17 protein-coding genes are annotated in these 15,077 nt (G+C 31.0%); 15 read left to right on the top strand and 2 right to left on the bottom strand.

The genetic code is table 11. The features are described from left to right. Nucleotides 1-102: 102 nt before the first annotated feature. The 8 genes from LCI24_RS07255 to LCI24_RS07220 all read left to right on the top strand — a co-directional run bounded on the left by LCI24_RS07255 (nucleotide 103) and on the right by LCI24_RS07220 (nucleotide 6,596). The gene (locus LCI24_RS07255) at nucleotides 103-975 is read left to right on the top strand and encodes an alpha/beta hydrolase (RefSeq protein ID WP_274639777.1); all 873 of its coding nucleotides are present in this window, start codon (nucleotides 103-105) and stop codon (nucleotides 973-975) included. Beyond that, nucleotides 972-1,439: a peptide-methionine (R)-S-oxide reductase MsrB gene (msrB, locus tag LCI24_RS07250; protein ID WP_124588477.1), complete on the top strand. Its 468-nt coding sequence runs from the start codon at nucleotides 972-974 to the stop codon at nucleotides 1,437-1,439. Before LCI24_RS07255 ends, msrB begins: the two co-directional genes overlap by 4 nt. A 52-nt stretch (nucleotides 1,440-1,491) precedes the next feature. Further along, nucleotides 1,492-2,046, top strand: coding sequence for a DUF1572 family protein (locus LCI24_RS07245; protein ID WP_274639776.1), 555 nt, complete (start codon nucleotides 1,492-1,494; stop codon nucleotides 2,044-2,046). A 171-nt stretch (nucleotides 2,047-2,217) separates the two neighbouring features. Continuing rightward, nucleotides 2,218-3,546 (top strand): signal recognition particle protein, encoded by a 1,329-nt coding sequence (ffh, locus tag LCI24_RS07240; RefSeq protein WP_274639775.1) that lies wholly within the window; start codon nucleotides 2,218-2,220, stop codon nucleotides 3,544-3,546. Between the two features lie 81 nt (nucleotides 3,547-3,627). Continuing rightward, the gene (locus tag LCI24_RS07235) at nucleotides 3,628-3,990 is read left to right on the top strand and encodes a four helix bundle protein (protein WP_274639774.1); all 363 of its coding nucleotides are present in this window, start codon (nucleotides 3,628-3,630) and stop codon (nucleotides 3,988-3,990) included. A 65-nt stretch (nucleotides 3,991-4,055) separates the two neighbouring features. After that, nucleotides 4,056-4,940 (top strand): bifunctional methylenetetrahydrofolate dehydrogenase/methenyltetrahydrofolate cyclohydrolase FolD, encoded by an 885-nt coding sequence (gene folD / locus LCI24_RS07230; RefSeq protein ID WP_099214514.1) that lies wholly within the window; start codon nucleotides 4,056-4,058, stop codon nucleotides 4,938-4,940. A gap of 162 nt (nucleotides 4,941-5,102) precedes the next feature. Continuing rightward, nucleotides 5,103-5,732, top strand: coding sequence for a cation efflux transmembrane domain-containing protein (locus LCI24_RS07225; RefSeq protein ID WP_274639773.1), 630 nt, complete (start codon nucleotides 5,103-5,105; stop codon nucleotides 5,730-5,732). Nucleotides 5,733-5,933: 201 nt separating this feature from the next. Further along, nucleotides 5,934-6,596, top strand: a complete 663-nt coding sequence (locus tag LCI24_RS07220; protein ID WP_274639772.1) for a hypothetical protein — start codon at nucleotides 5,934-5,936, stop codon at nucleotides 6,594-6,596. A gap of 180 nt (nucleotides 6,597-6,776) precedes the next feature. On the opposite strand, the gene pepE is transcribed toward LCI24_RS07220, so the two are convergent. Continuing rightward, a complete protein-coding gene (gene pepE / locus LCI24_RS07215; protein WP_274639771.1) occupies nucleotides 6,777-7,484 on the bottom strand; it encodes a dipeptidase PepE in 708 nt (235 codons plus the stop codon). A 213-nt stretch (nucleotides 7,485-7,697) separates the two neighbouring features. On the opposite strand from pepE, the gene LCI24_RS07210 reads away from it, so the two are divergent. The 7 genes from LCI24_RS07210 to LCI24_RS07180 all read left to right on the top strand — a co-directional run bounded on the left by LCI24_RS07210 (nucleotide 7,698) and on the right by LCI24_RS07180 (nucleotide 14,477). After that, nucleotides 7,698-8,228 (top strand): hypothetical protein, encoded by a 531-nt coding sequence (locus LCI24_RS07210; protein ID WP_274639770.1) that lies wholly within the window; start codon nucleotides 7,698-7,700, stop codon nucleotides 8,226-8,228. 133 nt (nucleotides 8,229-8,361) lie between these two features. After that, the gene (locus tag LCI24_RS07205) at nucleotides 8,362-9,138 is read left to right on the top strand and encodes a carboxypeptidase-like regulatory domain-containing protein (RefSeq protein ID WP_274639769.1); all 777 of its coding nucleotides are present in this window, start codon (nucleotides 8,362-8,364) and stop codon (nucleotides 9,136-9,138) included. A gap of 4 nt (nucleotides 9,139-9,142) precedes the next feature. After that, nucleotides 9,143-9,958, top strand: coding sequence for a carboxypeptidase-like regulatory domain-containing protein (locus LCI24_RS07200; RefSeq protein ID WP_274639768.1), 816 nt, complete (start codon nucleotides 9,143-9,145; stop codon nucleotides 9,956-9,958). A gap of 4 nt (nucleotides 9,959-9,962) precedes the next feature. Then, nucleotides 9,963-10,763 (top strand): carboxypeptidase-like regulatory domain-containing protein, encoded by an 801-nt coding sequence (locus tag LCI24_RS07195; protein WP_274639767.1) that lies wholly within the window; start codon nucleotides 9,963-9,965, stop codon nucleotides 10,761-10,763. Nucleotides 10,764-10,854: 91 nt separating this feature from the next. Further along, nucleotides 10,855-11,652: a carboxypeptidase-like regulatory domain-containing protein gene (locus LCI24_RS07190; protein WP_274639766.1), complete on the top strand. Its 798-nt coding sequence runs from the start codon at nucleotides 10,855-10,857 to the stop codon at nucleotides 11,650-11,652. 30 nt (nucleotides 11,653-11,682) lie between these two features. Beyond that, complete coding sequence (locus tag LCI24_RS07185) at nucleotides 11,683-12,177, top strand: DUF6702 family protein (RefSeq protein ID WP_274639765.1); 495 nt, start codon at nucleotides 11,683-11,685, stop codon at nucleotides 12,175-12,177. Between the two features lie 71 nt (nucleotides 12,178-12,248). Further along, nucleotides 12,249-14,477, top strand: coding sequence for a M1 family metallopeptidase (locus tag LCI24_RS07180; RefSeq protein WP_274639764.1), 2,229 nt, complete (start codon nucleotides 12,249-12,251; stop codon nucleotides 14,475-14,477). 72 nt (nucleotides 14,478-14,549) lie between these two features. On the opposite strand, the gene LCI24_RS07175 is transcribed toward LCI24_RS07180, so the two are convergent. Continuing rightward, on the bottom strand, nucleotides 14,550-14,984 hold the full coding sequence (locus LCI24_RS07175) for a hypothetical protein (protein ID WP_099214525.1): 435 nt from the start codon (nucleotides 14,982-14,984) through the stop codon (nucleotides 14,550-14,552). Between the last annotated feature and the right edge of the window lie 93 nt (nucleotides 14,985-15,077).

Genomic DNA, 15,077 nt, shown 5'->3' with positions numbered 1-15,077 from the left:
GTTGTATCTTTTATGACACGAAATTAACTTATTTGTCACAAACTTGATAATATATTATGTCTTTAAAGCTACAAATTCTATCTTTATCTTAAAAACCAATTCATGAATTTTACGCATTCAAAAACAGCTATACCTAGTATTAAAATTCCTAAACCTGTAATATTTTCAGCTAAAGCTTTGCAGTTTATATCTGTAAGTAAAGCTGCTAAATTTGGGGCTAGGCTTTTTACGACTCCTGTTAACTTCCCTATTCCTAAAAGGGAAAAAGTAATGTTAGAGAGTGCACAAAAGAAAACAATAAATGTGCCATCTATTTCAAGAGATGTTCAAGTACTATCGTATGGTTACTCTACTAAAAAAGTATTATGGGTACATGGTTGGGCAGGAAGAAGTACTCAATTATATATGATTGCTGATAAGTTACTAGAAAAAGGCTATATGGTTATTTCTTTCGACGGACCAGCACATGGAAAATCTACAGGAAAAACTACTGAAATGCCTGAATTTCTTGAAACAATTACTGAAATCAATAAACAATTTGGACCATTTGAAGCTGCTATAGGACACTCTTTCGGTGGTGTATGCTTGTATAATGCCTTTTCAGAAGGTTTTACTGTAAACAAATTGGTTACTGTAGGAGCGGCTGATAAAATATCAGATGTTATTTTAAACTTTACTAAAAACTTACAAGTAAAACCTATTATAGCTCATAAAATGAAGAGCTTGTTTGATAAAAAATGGCAACGAGATATTGATACTCACTCTTCAAGTGTAAAAGCTAGAAGTGTAAAAATACCTACTCTAGTAGTCCATGACTCTTTTGATGGTGATGTTGATGTAAGTTGTGCTATAGCAATACGTCAAAACTTACAGAATGGAAAACTTTTAATTACTGAAGGCTTAGGACACACCAGAATTCTTCGTAACCCGAAAGTAGCTTCCAAAATTGTTGATTTTATAATTAAAGAACCATGAAAAAATTAGTTGTTTTATTCCTTTTAGCAATAACAGTTAGTACTACTGTAAATTCTCAAAACAAAAAAAAATACCCTGTAAATAAAACCAATAGTGAGTGGAAACAGTTGTTAACGCCAAAACAATATTATGTGCTTAGGGAAGCAGGTACAGAACGTCCAAACTCAAGTCCTTTAAACTTTAACAAAAAAGAAGGAACCTATGTATGTGCAGCCTGTAAAACCCCACTATATAAATCTGAAAACAAATATGATTCAGGTAGTGGATGGCCTTCTTTTGATAGAGCTATTAAGGGAAATGTAGAGCTTGATACAGATTATAAACTAGGCTATGCTAGAACAGAGTTAAAGTGTAATACTTGTGGCGGACATTTGGGACATTCTTTTAATGATGGACCTAAAAAAACTACTGGTAAACGCCACTGTATTAATGGAGTTGCTTTAGAGTTTATCCCTAAAAAATAAAATTGTAAATTAAGGCTGGTTTTAACCAGTCTTTTTTATTAAAAAATATGCCATGCAAAACTCCTATTTAGAAAGTATCAAAAAACAAATAACCTACTATAAAAGTTTAGGCGATAAAACTTTTAATCAACTTACTCAAGAAGAACTATTTTACCAATATAATCAAGAAAGTAACTCTATAGCTGTAGTAGCTAAACATATTGCGGGTAATATGCTATCACGGTGGAGCAACTTTTTTACTGAAGATGGAGAAAAATCGTGGAGAAATAGAGATGATGAATTTGTAAATACCTTTTCAACCAAAGAAGAAATGATTACCTATTGGGAAAAAGGATGGAATTGTTTTTTAAACACTATTAATTCTTTAAAAGAAACCGATTTAGAAAAAATCATCTACATAAGAAACCAAGGACATACTGTAATCGAAGCAATTAATCGTCAAATTTGTCACTACCCATACCATATTGGTCAAATTGTATTTTTAGGAAAAATGTTACAAAACGAAAAATGGGAATCCTTATCCATTCCTAAAAATGCTTCAAAAAACTTCAATCAAGAAAAATTTAGTCAAGAAAAAAGTCGTAAACATTTTACAGATGATTTATAGCATTTACTCCTTTTCACACCAATAGAAAAACTAAAAAAAGAGACTGCTGTTCTTACAAATCATAAAAAAACACACACTTTTATACAATTAAGCAGAAAAAATCTGCAAACAAATTGCTAAAAACTAACAACTAATAACTAAATTTGTGCCTCTAAAAAATGAAGCCGATACATGTTTAATAATTTAAGCGAAAAGTTAGATAAAGCGTTACACACGCTGAAAGGACACGGAAAAATTACTGAAGTTAACGTTGCGGAAACTCTAAAAGAAGTTCGTAGAGCTTTATTAGATGCCGATGTTAACTTTAAAATAGCAAAGAATTTTACCAAAACAGTAAAAGAAAAAGCCTTAGGTCAAGACGTATTAACAACGTTAAACCCTGGGCAATTAATGGTAAAATTGGTTAAGGATGAATTAACCGAGTTAATGGGGGGTGATACTGTTGGTATAAACCTAGGAGGTTCACCTACTGTAATTTTAATGTCTGGTTTACAAGGTTCAGGTAAAACAACCTTTTCTGGTAAATTAGCTAACTATCTTAAAACTAAGAAAACTAAACAAGTTTTATTAGTAGGATGTGATGTATACCGTCCTGCCGCAATTAACCAGTTACGTGTTGTTGGAGAGCAAATTGGAGTTGAGGTATATGCAGAAGAAGGAAATCAAAATCCGGTAGAAATTTCTCAAAATGCTATTAAGCATGCAAAAGCAAATGGTAAAAATGTGGTAATTATTGATACCGCGGGTCGTTTAGCTGTTGATGAAGAAATGATGACCGAAATTTCTAACATCCATAAAGCAGTAAAACCACAAGAAACTTTATTTGTGGTAGACTCTATGACAGGGCAAGATGCTGTAAACACAGCTAAAGCCTTTAACGATGTATTAAATTTTGACGGAGTTATTTTAACCAAGTTAGATGGTGATACACGTGGGGGTGCTGCAATATCTATTAAATCGGTAGTAAATAAGCCAATTAAGTTTATAGGTACGGGTGAAAAAATGGATGCTATTGATGTATTCCACCCAAGTCGTATGGCTGATCGTATTTTAGGAATGGGAGACGTTGTTTCGTTAGTAGAACGTGCCCAAGAACAATACGATGAAGAAGAAGCTAGAAAATTACAAAAGAAGATTGCTAAAAATCAGTTTGGTTTTGATGATTTCTTAAATCAAATCAATCAAATCAAAAAGATGGGTAGCATGAAAGACTTAGTAGGTATGATTCCTGGTGCAGGTAAAGCCTTAAAAGATGTTGATATTGACGACGATGCTTTTAAAGGAATTGAAGCCATTATACACTCTATGACTCCTGAAGAAAGAAGTACTCCTTCTGTTATTAATGCGAGTCGTAAAAAACGAATTGCTAAAGGTTCCGGAACTTCGGTGCAAGAAGTTAACCAGTTAATGAAGCAATTCAATCAAATGAGCAAAATGATGAAGATGATGCAAGGTGGTGGCGGAAGAAAAATGATGCAAATGATGAAAGGCATGAGATAATATAAAAAAGATAGGCTTCTGCCTGTCTTTTTTTATTTAGTTTACAGTACCAAAGTAAACAGTATTCAGTAAGCTGTATTTATGAGTTTTAAAACTTTATTAGCATACAAAAAAGGATTTGAGTTAGCTATGAAAATTTTTCATATAACCAAAAGCTTCCCTACTACTGAACAATTTGCTTTAACCTCGCAAATTATTCGATCAAGCAGGTCTGTATGTTCATCAATTGCTGAAGCTTACAGAAAAAGACAATATCCAAAACATTTTAAGAGTAAACTTTCTGACGCAGATAGCGAAAACTCTGAAACACAACTTTGGTTAGATTTTGCTTTAGCATGTAACTATATTGATATTGAAAAAAAGAAAGAACTAGAAAACAAAAGCAAAGAAGTTGGGAAACTAATCAATTATATGATTAAGAATCCTGATAAATTTGGAATATAACAACACAACAATTACAACACAACAACTGTATACTGAAAACTGTATACTGAAAACTTAACAAGACTATGATTTTACTAGACGGTAAAAAAACATCAGCAGACATTAAAGAAGAAATTGCTTTAGAAGTAGCAGCGTTAAAAGCTAACGATAAAAAAACACCGCATTTAGCAGCTGTTATCGTTGGTAACGATGGCGCAAGTTTAACCTATGTAAATGCAAAAGTAAAAGCGTGCGAACGCGTAGGGTTTGAATCTACTTTGATTCGTCTTCCTGAAGAAACTACTGAAGAAGAATTATTAAACGAAATTGCTATTTTAAATATAGATAATGATATTGATGGTTTTATAGTACAACTACCTCTACCCGATCATATTGACGAACAAAAGGTATTAATGGCTGTAAATCCTGATAAAGATGTAGACGGTTTCCACCCTATGAATGTAGGAAAAATGGCGTTGAACTTACCAACGTACATTTCTGCAACTCCTTTTGGAATTTTAGAATTGTTAGATCGTTATAATATCGAAACCTCTGGTAAAGATGTAGTAGTTATTGGTCGTAGCCATATTGTAGGAAGCCCAATGAGCATTTTACTATCACAAAAAAGAAAAGTAGGAAACGCAACCGTTACTCTAACACATAGTAGAACCAAAAACTTAAAAGAGGTTACTAAAAGAGCAGATATTATTATAGCTGCTATTGGTATTCCTGAGTTTTTAAAAGGTGATATGGTAAAAGACGATGTAGTAATTATAGATGTAGGTATTACACGAGTTGCCGACCCTTCTAAGAAAAGAGGTTTTAGATTGGTAGGTGATGTTGCTTTTAATGAGGTAAAAGAAAAAGCGTCTCACATTACACCTGTACCAGGCGGTGTAGGACCTATGACAATTGCAATGCTACTAAAAAACACCTTATTAGCTTGCGAACGTAGACAAGAAGAAGATTAAAAAAACACTTTATATATAATACAAAAGACTGCCTTTAAAAGCAGTCTTTTTTTGTTGTAATATCAGTTAAAAGCACTTGTTAACCATATTTAACTATCTTTTTGTTATATTGTTTAGTGTCAGGTTGTAAAAGTCTTGAAAAACAGAACAAAATAGATTTTAATGACAGATAACAAAAAACTATATAAAATAGCATTTGGACTTGCAATATTTACAATAATCTATAACATTGCAGAAGGAATTATCTCAACTTACTTAGGGTTTGAAGATGAAAGTCTTGCCCTTTTTGGTTTTGGATCAGATAGTTTTATAGAGGTTATTTCAGGACTTGGAATTGCCCATATGATAGTAAGAATTCAAAAAAATCCTAATAGTAAACGTGATGATTTTGAACGAACAGCATTAAGAGTTACTGGAATTGCTTTTTATATATTGGTTTTCGGACTTGTAGTAACTAGTATTTATAATATCTGGACAGGACATAAACCACTTACTACTTTTTGGGGCGTTGTTATTTCTATAATTTCTATCCTAATAATGTGGATATTGGTTGTTTGGAAAAGAAAGGTTGGTAATCAACTTAATTCCGCACCAATTTTAGCCGATGCAAATTGTACAATGGTCTGTGTTTATATGTCTATAATTTTACTTGTGAGTAGCGGAGTTTATGAATTGCTTAGTATTCCTTATATAGACAGTATTGGAACACTTGGGCTTTCTTACTTTGCCTTTAAAGAAGGAAGAGAATGCTTTGAAAAAGCTAAAAGCGATAAAAACTGCTGTTGCGATTAAATAAAAAGTCAACGTGCAATAAATATAAAACTACTACTCTCCTCCTTTCTAACCCTCTACTTCTTAAACACCTGTTTAATTACCTTTTTTGCTATATTAGCTAGCTCAAATTAAAAATTGCAATAATCACGTTTATACTTCCTTTTTAGGATATATAAAGGCACTAAAAGTGTTTATATAAACCCAGATTAAAAAAATACTATGAGTTCTACTATAGGAATAATACCTACTAAAAATACCGAAGTTACTTTTGGAGAGATAATAACCCTGTCTGAAAAATACATTAACTCCTCTCTAAATACAATTCAATTAAAAGAAAAAATTAAACTTCAAATACATATTCTAAACTATGATAAAGTTGAAAATAAAGAATCTTATCATGAAGTTGATTTAACAGATATATTTGAATGGAAAAAAAATCAATTACTCATCTTTTCTATTAAAGGAGTTTCTGGTGTTATAAAAACTGATTATGATGTAATATTTGACCCCGAAACCTCCCCTAATGACCCTTGGTGGAAATTAAATACGTATAAGAATGAAACCAAGACTATTCTTAACTTAGAAGATAAATTTGAAAAAGCAAAAAAAACAAACAAATCATGGTTTTTACATCGTTCAGATGAAAAGGACAAAGTTATAAATATTTGTGGTGCTATTATTAGTGCTTCTATTGCTGAATTAACCTCTGCCCTTATATCTTCTACTGACCAAACATGGGAATTTGGACAGTATTTTGTTGAAAAAGAAGAGTTTTTAAACTTTTATCTTCATCCGGAAAAGAATATTACTTCCCCTTTAAAGCCAGAAAAAGTTATAAATAACTCAAGTTTTTGGGACAAACTAAAAAAACTATGGAGTTAGCTTAAACTTATATTTATAATGAGTAGTAAAAGAAAATTTTACATATTAAGTTCAGTTATAAACTTTCTGTTAATATTCTTTGCTTTCATTGTCTACCAAACAACACATATTCAATAACTAAAAAAACTCCAAACAGCAGTTTGGAGTTCTCTTTTATAAGTTATTCTCTGTAAAATCGTATTAAAAATACTGACTAACCTCAGTATTTGTATCTAACTCTACTGGTTCTTTTCCTTGTTTAAATAAGCGTGCGGTATAACTTCCTCTTAACGTAATAGTTGCTCCGTTAACCTCTAACCAACTACCTTCACGTAGTCCTAACACAGGAATTTCGTTAAATATATGATACTCTTTAATACGCGTTTCTCGTGTTTCGCCCATGTGGGTAGAGTCTGGATTAGGGTCTAAATAATGCGCATTGATATTAAACGGAATAAACCCTAGGGTTTTAAAACTCGGTGGATATACAATAGGCATATCGTTCGTATTCATCATAGTTACTCCACAAATATTACTTCCTGCACTGGTACCTAAATACGGAGTTCCGTTTTCAACTGCCGTTGTTAAATCTGGTAGTATATCATTTTTATATAATTGGTTTACCAGTTCAAACGTATTACCTCCACCTGTAAAAATAGCCTCCGCTTGCTGAACAGCTTCTTTCGGGTTATCAAACTCATGAATACCTTTTACCTCTTTACCAATTGTAGCAAAAGCTTTGCGAGCTACAGAAGTGTATTTATCATATGTTTTTCCGCTTGCGCGTGCATAGGGTATAAATAATATAGTAGAAGCTTCTTTAAAAAAATTAGTTAAGGTGGGTAAAATATATTCTAGGTATCCACTACCATGAACGGTAGATGTACTTGCTACAATTAGTTTTTTCATTTTTTATTTTTATTAAATGTTTAATAATTTACTTTTTGTTTGTGCTAAACGTATGTTTTACAACCTACTATAAACACTACGCTCTACAAGTATTTATGGCGAAAATATACAGTTAAAAATAAACCGTAAAATTATTTGATAAATAAAGTAGGGTTATTCAAGTCCTAGTTGTTTTTGTAGGTGTTATTTTATAAATCAAAAGCATATAAAACTATGAAAAAATTATTTTTCCTTTTTACAATTACATTATTATTCTCTTGTTCAGATTCTGTTGAAATTCCTATACATGAAAATGCTTCAATAAAGCCTGAAGGTACTTGGAATTTAACTAGCTTAACATCTGAGTATACAACTAAAGTTACTTCGCGTGTTTTATCTTATGAGAGTAAATCTAATATACATGGAAAGGACTATAACTTTTCGTTTAACTTTTTACAAAACTCTAATAAGTATACAACCAAAGGAGCTGTGAAAATAGTAACTAAAACAAAGATTAATGACAAGGTAGAAACTACAAACCATAATGCAACTGCTATACAAGGTTTAAGTGCTGGTAAATGGGAAGTGAAAGGAAATGAACTAATATTTAAAAACGGTAATAGTAATATAATACAATCAAAATTTACTATTGAGTCGTTTTCTAAAAACAGAATGGTTTTAAAACAAGATTTATCTGAAAACAAGGTAGAAAACAATGATGTTATTGCAATAACAGGAACTGCTACTATTGTGTTAGAAAGATAACATTTTATACTTTTTATTAAATGCCATAAGACCGTTTGAAAGTTATTTTTCAAACGGTCTTTTTTCTTTGTTTAACAAAAATTTACCATGTTCTTAAAACATTTTTAAGACTGCTTGGTGGTTTATTTGTGATATGAGAAAATTGTTACTTGTTCTTTTTATTTGTTTTTCTTGTGTTGCTATCGCGCAAAACACACCTAAAATTATTACCGGTACTGTGTTTATAGATAGTATTGCTACACAAGATGTACATATTATTAATAAAAAAATGGCCATTGGTGCGGTATCTAATGAAAATGGACGTTTTGAAATTTTAGCTGCAGAAAATAATACCTTATTAATTTCTCACCTTAACCTAGAGTATAAAGAGGTTACCATTACTAAAGAGCATATAAAAGCTAAAAACATTGTAATTTTTGTTGATAGTAAAACACACATGTTAGATGAAGTTGTGCTAGAAAGACAAAAAAGTATTTTAGAAATTGATAACGATATTCTTACCAATGCTCCTATTGTTAATGCAAAAACCCTAAAACTCCCTTATGCTAATGTTATACAACCAAAAGATGAAAAAACAGTAAAAATTCAATCGGGAGTAGCAATTAGTTTAACTGGCCTCATTAATGCTTTAAATGGAAAAAACAAGCTAAAAAAACAATTAAAAAAGGCAACTATTGAAGATAAAAATATTGAAAAAATTAGAAAGCACTTTACCGATGGCTTTTTTGTACAACAACTAAAAATAAAGAAAGAAAACATTAATCAGTTTTTGCAAGCGTGCATTTCAAAAGGAATTATAAACCTATATAATAAAGATAAAGTTTTAGAACTTACCGCTGTTTTAATTGAAAATAGTAAAACCTCTCCTTACCTATTAGAAAATGAAAATATAAGAGTTACCAAAAAATAATTGCATGATTAAACAACTACCCATCACACTTTTACTTCTTATTACGTTAGGTGCTACTGCCCAGAAAAAAAGAAAGTTCTTATACGGGGTTTTAAACGATGAACTTGGTGTTATACCTAACGCCCATATTATTAACCTAAATACCCAACAAGGTACATTTAGTAATGATTTAGGTAAGTTTAGAATATTGGCAAAGCCTAATGATACCTTACAGGTTTCGTTTATAGGATACGAAACCAAAAAAGTTAAGGTCACGAGTCTTCATTTCGGAATGGAAGAAAACGAGATTAAACTGATTAAAGTTCCTTTTGAATTAGATGAAGTGGAAGTAAAAAAACACAACTTAATAGGTTCACTTGCTATAGATACTAAACAAACACCTAAAGATATTGGTATGGAAAAAGCTAAAAGTGCTTTGGATTTTTCTATGATTGATTTTCAAGACCCTATTATTATGCCTATTGATGAGATTGATAAAATGGGGGTTCCTAATATGAGAAAAGTAACTGACCCTACTGCTAAATTTGCTGGTGTTGGTACAGGATTTAGTTCTGGTCTTGATAAATACTCACAAGAGCTAAAAAGAACCCGAAAAACAATAAAATTTAAAGAAAGCTTTCCTAAAATGCTACTCTCAGAATTTGGAGAACATTTCTTTTATAAAGAACTTAACATACCTAAAGATAAGTATCTTCATTTTTTAGAATATTGTAATCCCTTAGGTATAGAAAAATTATATAAAGAAAAACAACTCTTAAAAGTGATTGCTATCTTACAACAAGAAAGTAAGAGCTATTTAAAAGTAATTAGTAATAACTAAACACATGAAAAATATACTCCCTTCAATTATTTGTCTGTTTTTTATAGTTAAAGCTACAGCGCAAGAAAGAAGAAAATTCTTTTACGCTACCATACAAGATGAAGTAAGTGCCGTTTCTAGCGCACATGTTATTAACCTAAACACTAAACAAGGAACCTTTACTAATAATAATGGTGAGTTTAGGATTTTAGCCAAAGTAAATGATACCTTACAAATTTCGTTTGTGGGCTATAAAACCAAAAACTTTGTAGTAAACATAAATAACTTCGGAATACAAGAAAGTTACATACAACTAAAAAAAGTACCTATTGAACTGGATGAAGTAGCAATAAAAAAACATAATTTACTCGGATATATTTCTTCTGACTCAAAACATATAAAATCTGAAAAAGAAATAAATGCTGAAACATTAAAGCTACCCTTTGCCGGTTCTAGAATACTTACTCCTGCTGAAAGAAGGCTCTATACCGGAATGGGAGGACGTCCCATGAAACTTGAAGGCCTAGGGTTTGTTTTATCTACAGATTATATTATTAATTCAATATCAGGAAGACTGAGAAAACTAAAAAACAATAAAGCCATTGAAGACAGAGAAAAAAGAATAGAAAATATACGTAACAACTACCATATAGTTATTGAGCATGAAATAAAAATACTAAAAGAGGATATTGACAGGTTCATCTACTTTGCCGAATCTGCCAATGACTTCAATACTCTTTATTTAAATAATGAAGTAGCAATGATTACATTTTTACAGCAAAAATCAGAAGAATTTAAAAAGCTAAATCCTAAAAAATACAATTAAAACACCTCTTCCCTATTTGGTTATTTAAGTTACGCTTTCTTAAAATATTTTGTACCTTTAGGTGTATACTAATCTAACCTTATAAAGTACCATGAAAAAAGTTCTAATAACCTTATTGTTTTTATCTCAATTAGTATTCTCTCAAGAAGAACGAAAAACACTTTTTGGAATTGTTTATGATGAAAACGGTGTGTTAGAAAATGCTCATATTGTTAACTTTTCAACAAACCAAGCAACATTTTCTAACGATAAAGGAGAATACAGACTTTTTGCCAGACCTACCGACTCTATAAGGTATAGTAGTATAGGTTATAAAACCATATATGAAAAGCTTACCAAAGCAGATTTTAACACCTATAGAAAAAGAACTACCCTTGAAAAACAAGATTATGAACTAGATGAAGTTTTACTAAGAAACAACGAACTTTCAGGAGAGTTAGTTAAAGACCTTAAAAAAGTAAAGCGTGATAAAAACTTAGAAATAGCAAGTAAAGCTACCGACTTTTCTAATGTTAACTATACTAATTATCACTCAGACGATTATATAAGTAAACATGTAAAGCCTAATGAGGTTAGAGTAGATCCTACTAAAGCTTTTGAAGGAATGGGTACTACCAATACATTTCCAGTAAAAGACTCAGAAAAACTATGGAAACTTCGTAAAGAATTAGCTTTTAAAGAAAGTATGCCTACAAAATTACTTAATGAATTAGGCGAAGACTTCTTTTTTGGTGAGCTTGAAATTCCTGTAGATAAATATTATCACTTTTTAGAATATTGTAATCCGTTAGGCATAGAAAAACTCTACCAAAACCGTGAAGTGTTAAAAGTGATTAAAATTTTTAGAAAAGAGCATACAGAATACCTTAAAATTATTGGAAAACACTAATTTGGCGCAATAATTGATTTTTAATCAACCATGAAGAAAGTTATCATCCTTTTATTAGTACTTCCATTACTACTATCATTTACCTTACATAAATACTATGTTGCCTTAACTGAAATTGAATACAGAGAAGATACTCAAAGTGTTCAAATGATTATGAATGTTTTTATGGATGATATTGAACTTGCCATAAACAAAGATTATAACACCAATCTTAAAATTGCTACTAAAAATGAATTATCGTCTATTAATGAATATTACTATAAATACTTAAAAGCTCACTTTAAAATATTTATTAATAATGAAGAAAAAGCCTATAATTTTATAGGTAAAGAATATGATGGTAACATTGTTTACTTTTATTTAGAAATTGAAAATGTTTCACTCCCAAAAACAATAAAAGTAGAAAACAATATTTTAGTAGATCACTTCTCTGATCAACAAAACCTTATTAAAGCAACTGTTAAAAAAGAACGTAAAAGTTTGTTTTTATCGAGTGATAATGATAAAGGTTTGTTAAATTTTTAATAAACCTTCTTTTTTAGTAATAAGATTTCATTAACTTTCCGCTTATTTATTCAAAAACTAATAAGCATATAATGAGAAAATATTCTACGCTATTATTCTCGGCACTCTTTGTATCCGCTTCCTTATTTGCCCAAGAAGCTCCTAAAAAAGAACGCCAGCAAGGTCATACCGACCAAAACAAATTTCGACAATTAAAAGATGTTTTAGCAACTCCTAACGATCAACGTACAGCATCAGGAGCGCCAGGTCATGCATACACGCAACAAAAAGTTGACTATGTAATGAGTTTACGCTTAGATGAAGCTACAGACAGGTTATACGGAGACGAAGATATTACTTACCACAATAACTCTAAAGACCATTTAGAGTACTTATGGTTACAGTTAGATCAAAATATGAGAGCTCCAGATTCTAAATCACCTTTAGCTGAATCTAAAGGAGCTAATGGTTTTCAAACTCCTGATAAGTTTGTGAGTGAAAACATGGACAAGCCAAAAGCATTCGGTTTTAATATTGAAGCTGTAAAATATGCTGATGGTAGAGATTTACCTCACACTATTAATCGTACCATGATGCGAATTAATTTGCCAAAGCCTTTGGCTCCAGGTGAAATTTTCAAATTTAAAATCAAGTGGAACTACTTAATCAACAATTCTGTTGAAGACGGTGGTCGTTCTGGTTTTGAGTCTTTCCCTGACGGAAATAAAAACTACACCATTGCTCAGTTCTTCCCAAGATTATGTGTTTATAATAATGTTGAAGGATGGCAAAACATGCAATTCTGGGGTCGTAGTGAATGGGCTTTAGAATTTGGTGATTACGATGTAAAAATTACAGTTCCTGCTGACCATATTTTAGAGGCTACTGGTGAATTACAAAACGAAAAAGAAGTTTTAACAAAAGAACAACGCAAGCGTTTTGAAAAAGCTAGAAAATCGTATAAAAATCCTGTATTTATTGTAACGCAGGTTGAAGCTGAAGCAAACGAGAAAAAAGGAACTACAAAAACTAAGACTTGGCATTTTAAAGCTAACCAAGTACGTGACTTCGCTTTTGCTTCGTCAAGAAAATATATTTGGGATGCAATGGCAGTAAACATCAACGGAAAAGATGTAATGGCTATTTCATTATATCCAAAAGAAGGAAATCCTTTATGGGAAGAGCACTCAACTCGTGTTGTTGCTAATACTTTAGAAGAGTATTCTAAAATGACTTTTGATTACCCATATTCTAAAGCTATTTCTGTACACGCAAAACGTCAAGGAATGGAATATCCAATGATTTGCTTTAACTACGGACGTCCAAATCCTGATGGAACATATTCTGATAGAGTTAAAAACGGAATGATTGGAGTAATTACTCATGAGGTTGGTCATAACTTCTTCCCTATGATTGTAAATTCTGATGAGCGTCAGTGGACTTGGATGGATGAAGGGTTAAACTCTTTTGTAGAAATTTTAGCTGAATTAGATTACGATCCAAACTTTAATACTGGTAATTTACCTAAAGATATTGTTCGTTACATGAGTTTAGATCAGAATAAGTTAAGTCCAATTATGTCTCAAGGTGATTATGTGCATAATTTTGGACCTAATGCTTATACTAAACCAGCAGCAGGTTTATATATGTTACGTCAAACAATTATGGGACCTGAATTATTCGACTATGCTTTTAGAACATACTCAAAAAGATGGATGTTTAAGCACCCTACTCCTGCTGATTTCTTTAGAACAATGGAAGATGCTTCTGGTATGGACTTAGATTGGTTCTGGAGAGGTTGGTTCTACACAACTGATTATACTGATATTGGAATTAAAGAGGTTAAGCCTTTATATTTAACTAATAAACCAAATGAAAAAACTAAGAAGTTACAACAACAATATCCTTCTTACTTTGCTCAATTAGGTAAATTAGTATACTTAACTACTGACAAGGAAAACGCTGATAAATCTGAAGTAGAAGCATATATTAAAGGATTACCTTCTGATAAAAAAGCTAGCTTAAAAGATATTCCTAACTATATGTATCAGGTAGAGTTTGAAAAGCCAGGAGGTTTAGTAATGCCTATTATTGTGGAGTTAACATATGCTGATGGTACTAAAAAACGTGAAACCTTCCCTGCTCAAATATGGAAGAAAGATGAACGTAAAGTATTCAGAGTATTTACTTCTTCTCAAGAAATTAAAAGCATTGTTGTAGATCCTGATTTAGAAACTGCTGATATTGATACTTCAAACAACAGCTGGCCTAAACAAACAACAAACAAATTTGATGCTTTTAAAAACAAAGCAAAAAATTAATAAGGTTATAAAAACCTAGTCATAAAAAAAGCAGCCTTAAAGGCTGCTTTTTTTAACTTATCATCTTAATTATTATTTACTAAATAACTTATTTACTTCTTCATAAGTAAGTAATTTAGAAACTGTCATAATATCTGGATCTCTGCTTACATATTGTTGAATTTGTAACATAACAACTCCATCAACCTTTGTATATTTTAACCAAATTACATCCCCGTTTGCTTTAATTTTATAAGGATCTCTTGGGTTTTCTTCAAAACCTTTTACGATTATTTGATGTAGTTTTTCCACATCATTATCTAAGTTTTTAAAAGAAAAATGAACATACTCGTGAATAGGATCGTTAATATTCTTATAATAAAAGTTATAAGCTTCGTTTCCTATTTTCTCTAAATAAACATACTCTATCTTTCCTACTATTTCAGTTTTAGTAGTTTCAATAAATTCAATTTGAGAATACGAAGCTACAGAGAATAAAAGACCTGTTAATAAAAGTAGTTTTTTCATAAAATTCAAGGGTTTAAATTTGATATTGTTTTTAAGTTTTTAAATATAACTAAAACAACAACGTTTTTTACCTATAAAAAGTATTTTATCTTT

It is taken from the genome of Tenacibaculum larymnensis, assembly GCF_028829235.1.
In the GTDB taxonomy this organism is placed as follows: domain Bacteria; phylum Bacteroidota; class Bacteroidia; order Flavobacteriales; family Flavobacteriaceae; genus Polaribacter; species Polaribacter larymnensis.
The sequence above is the reverse complement of the archived record's forward strand: the minus strand, read 5'-3'. Positions and strand labels throughout refer to the sequence as shown.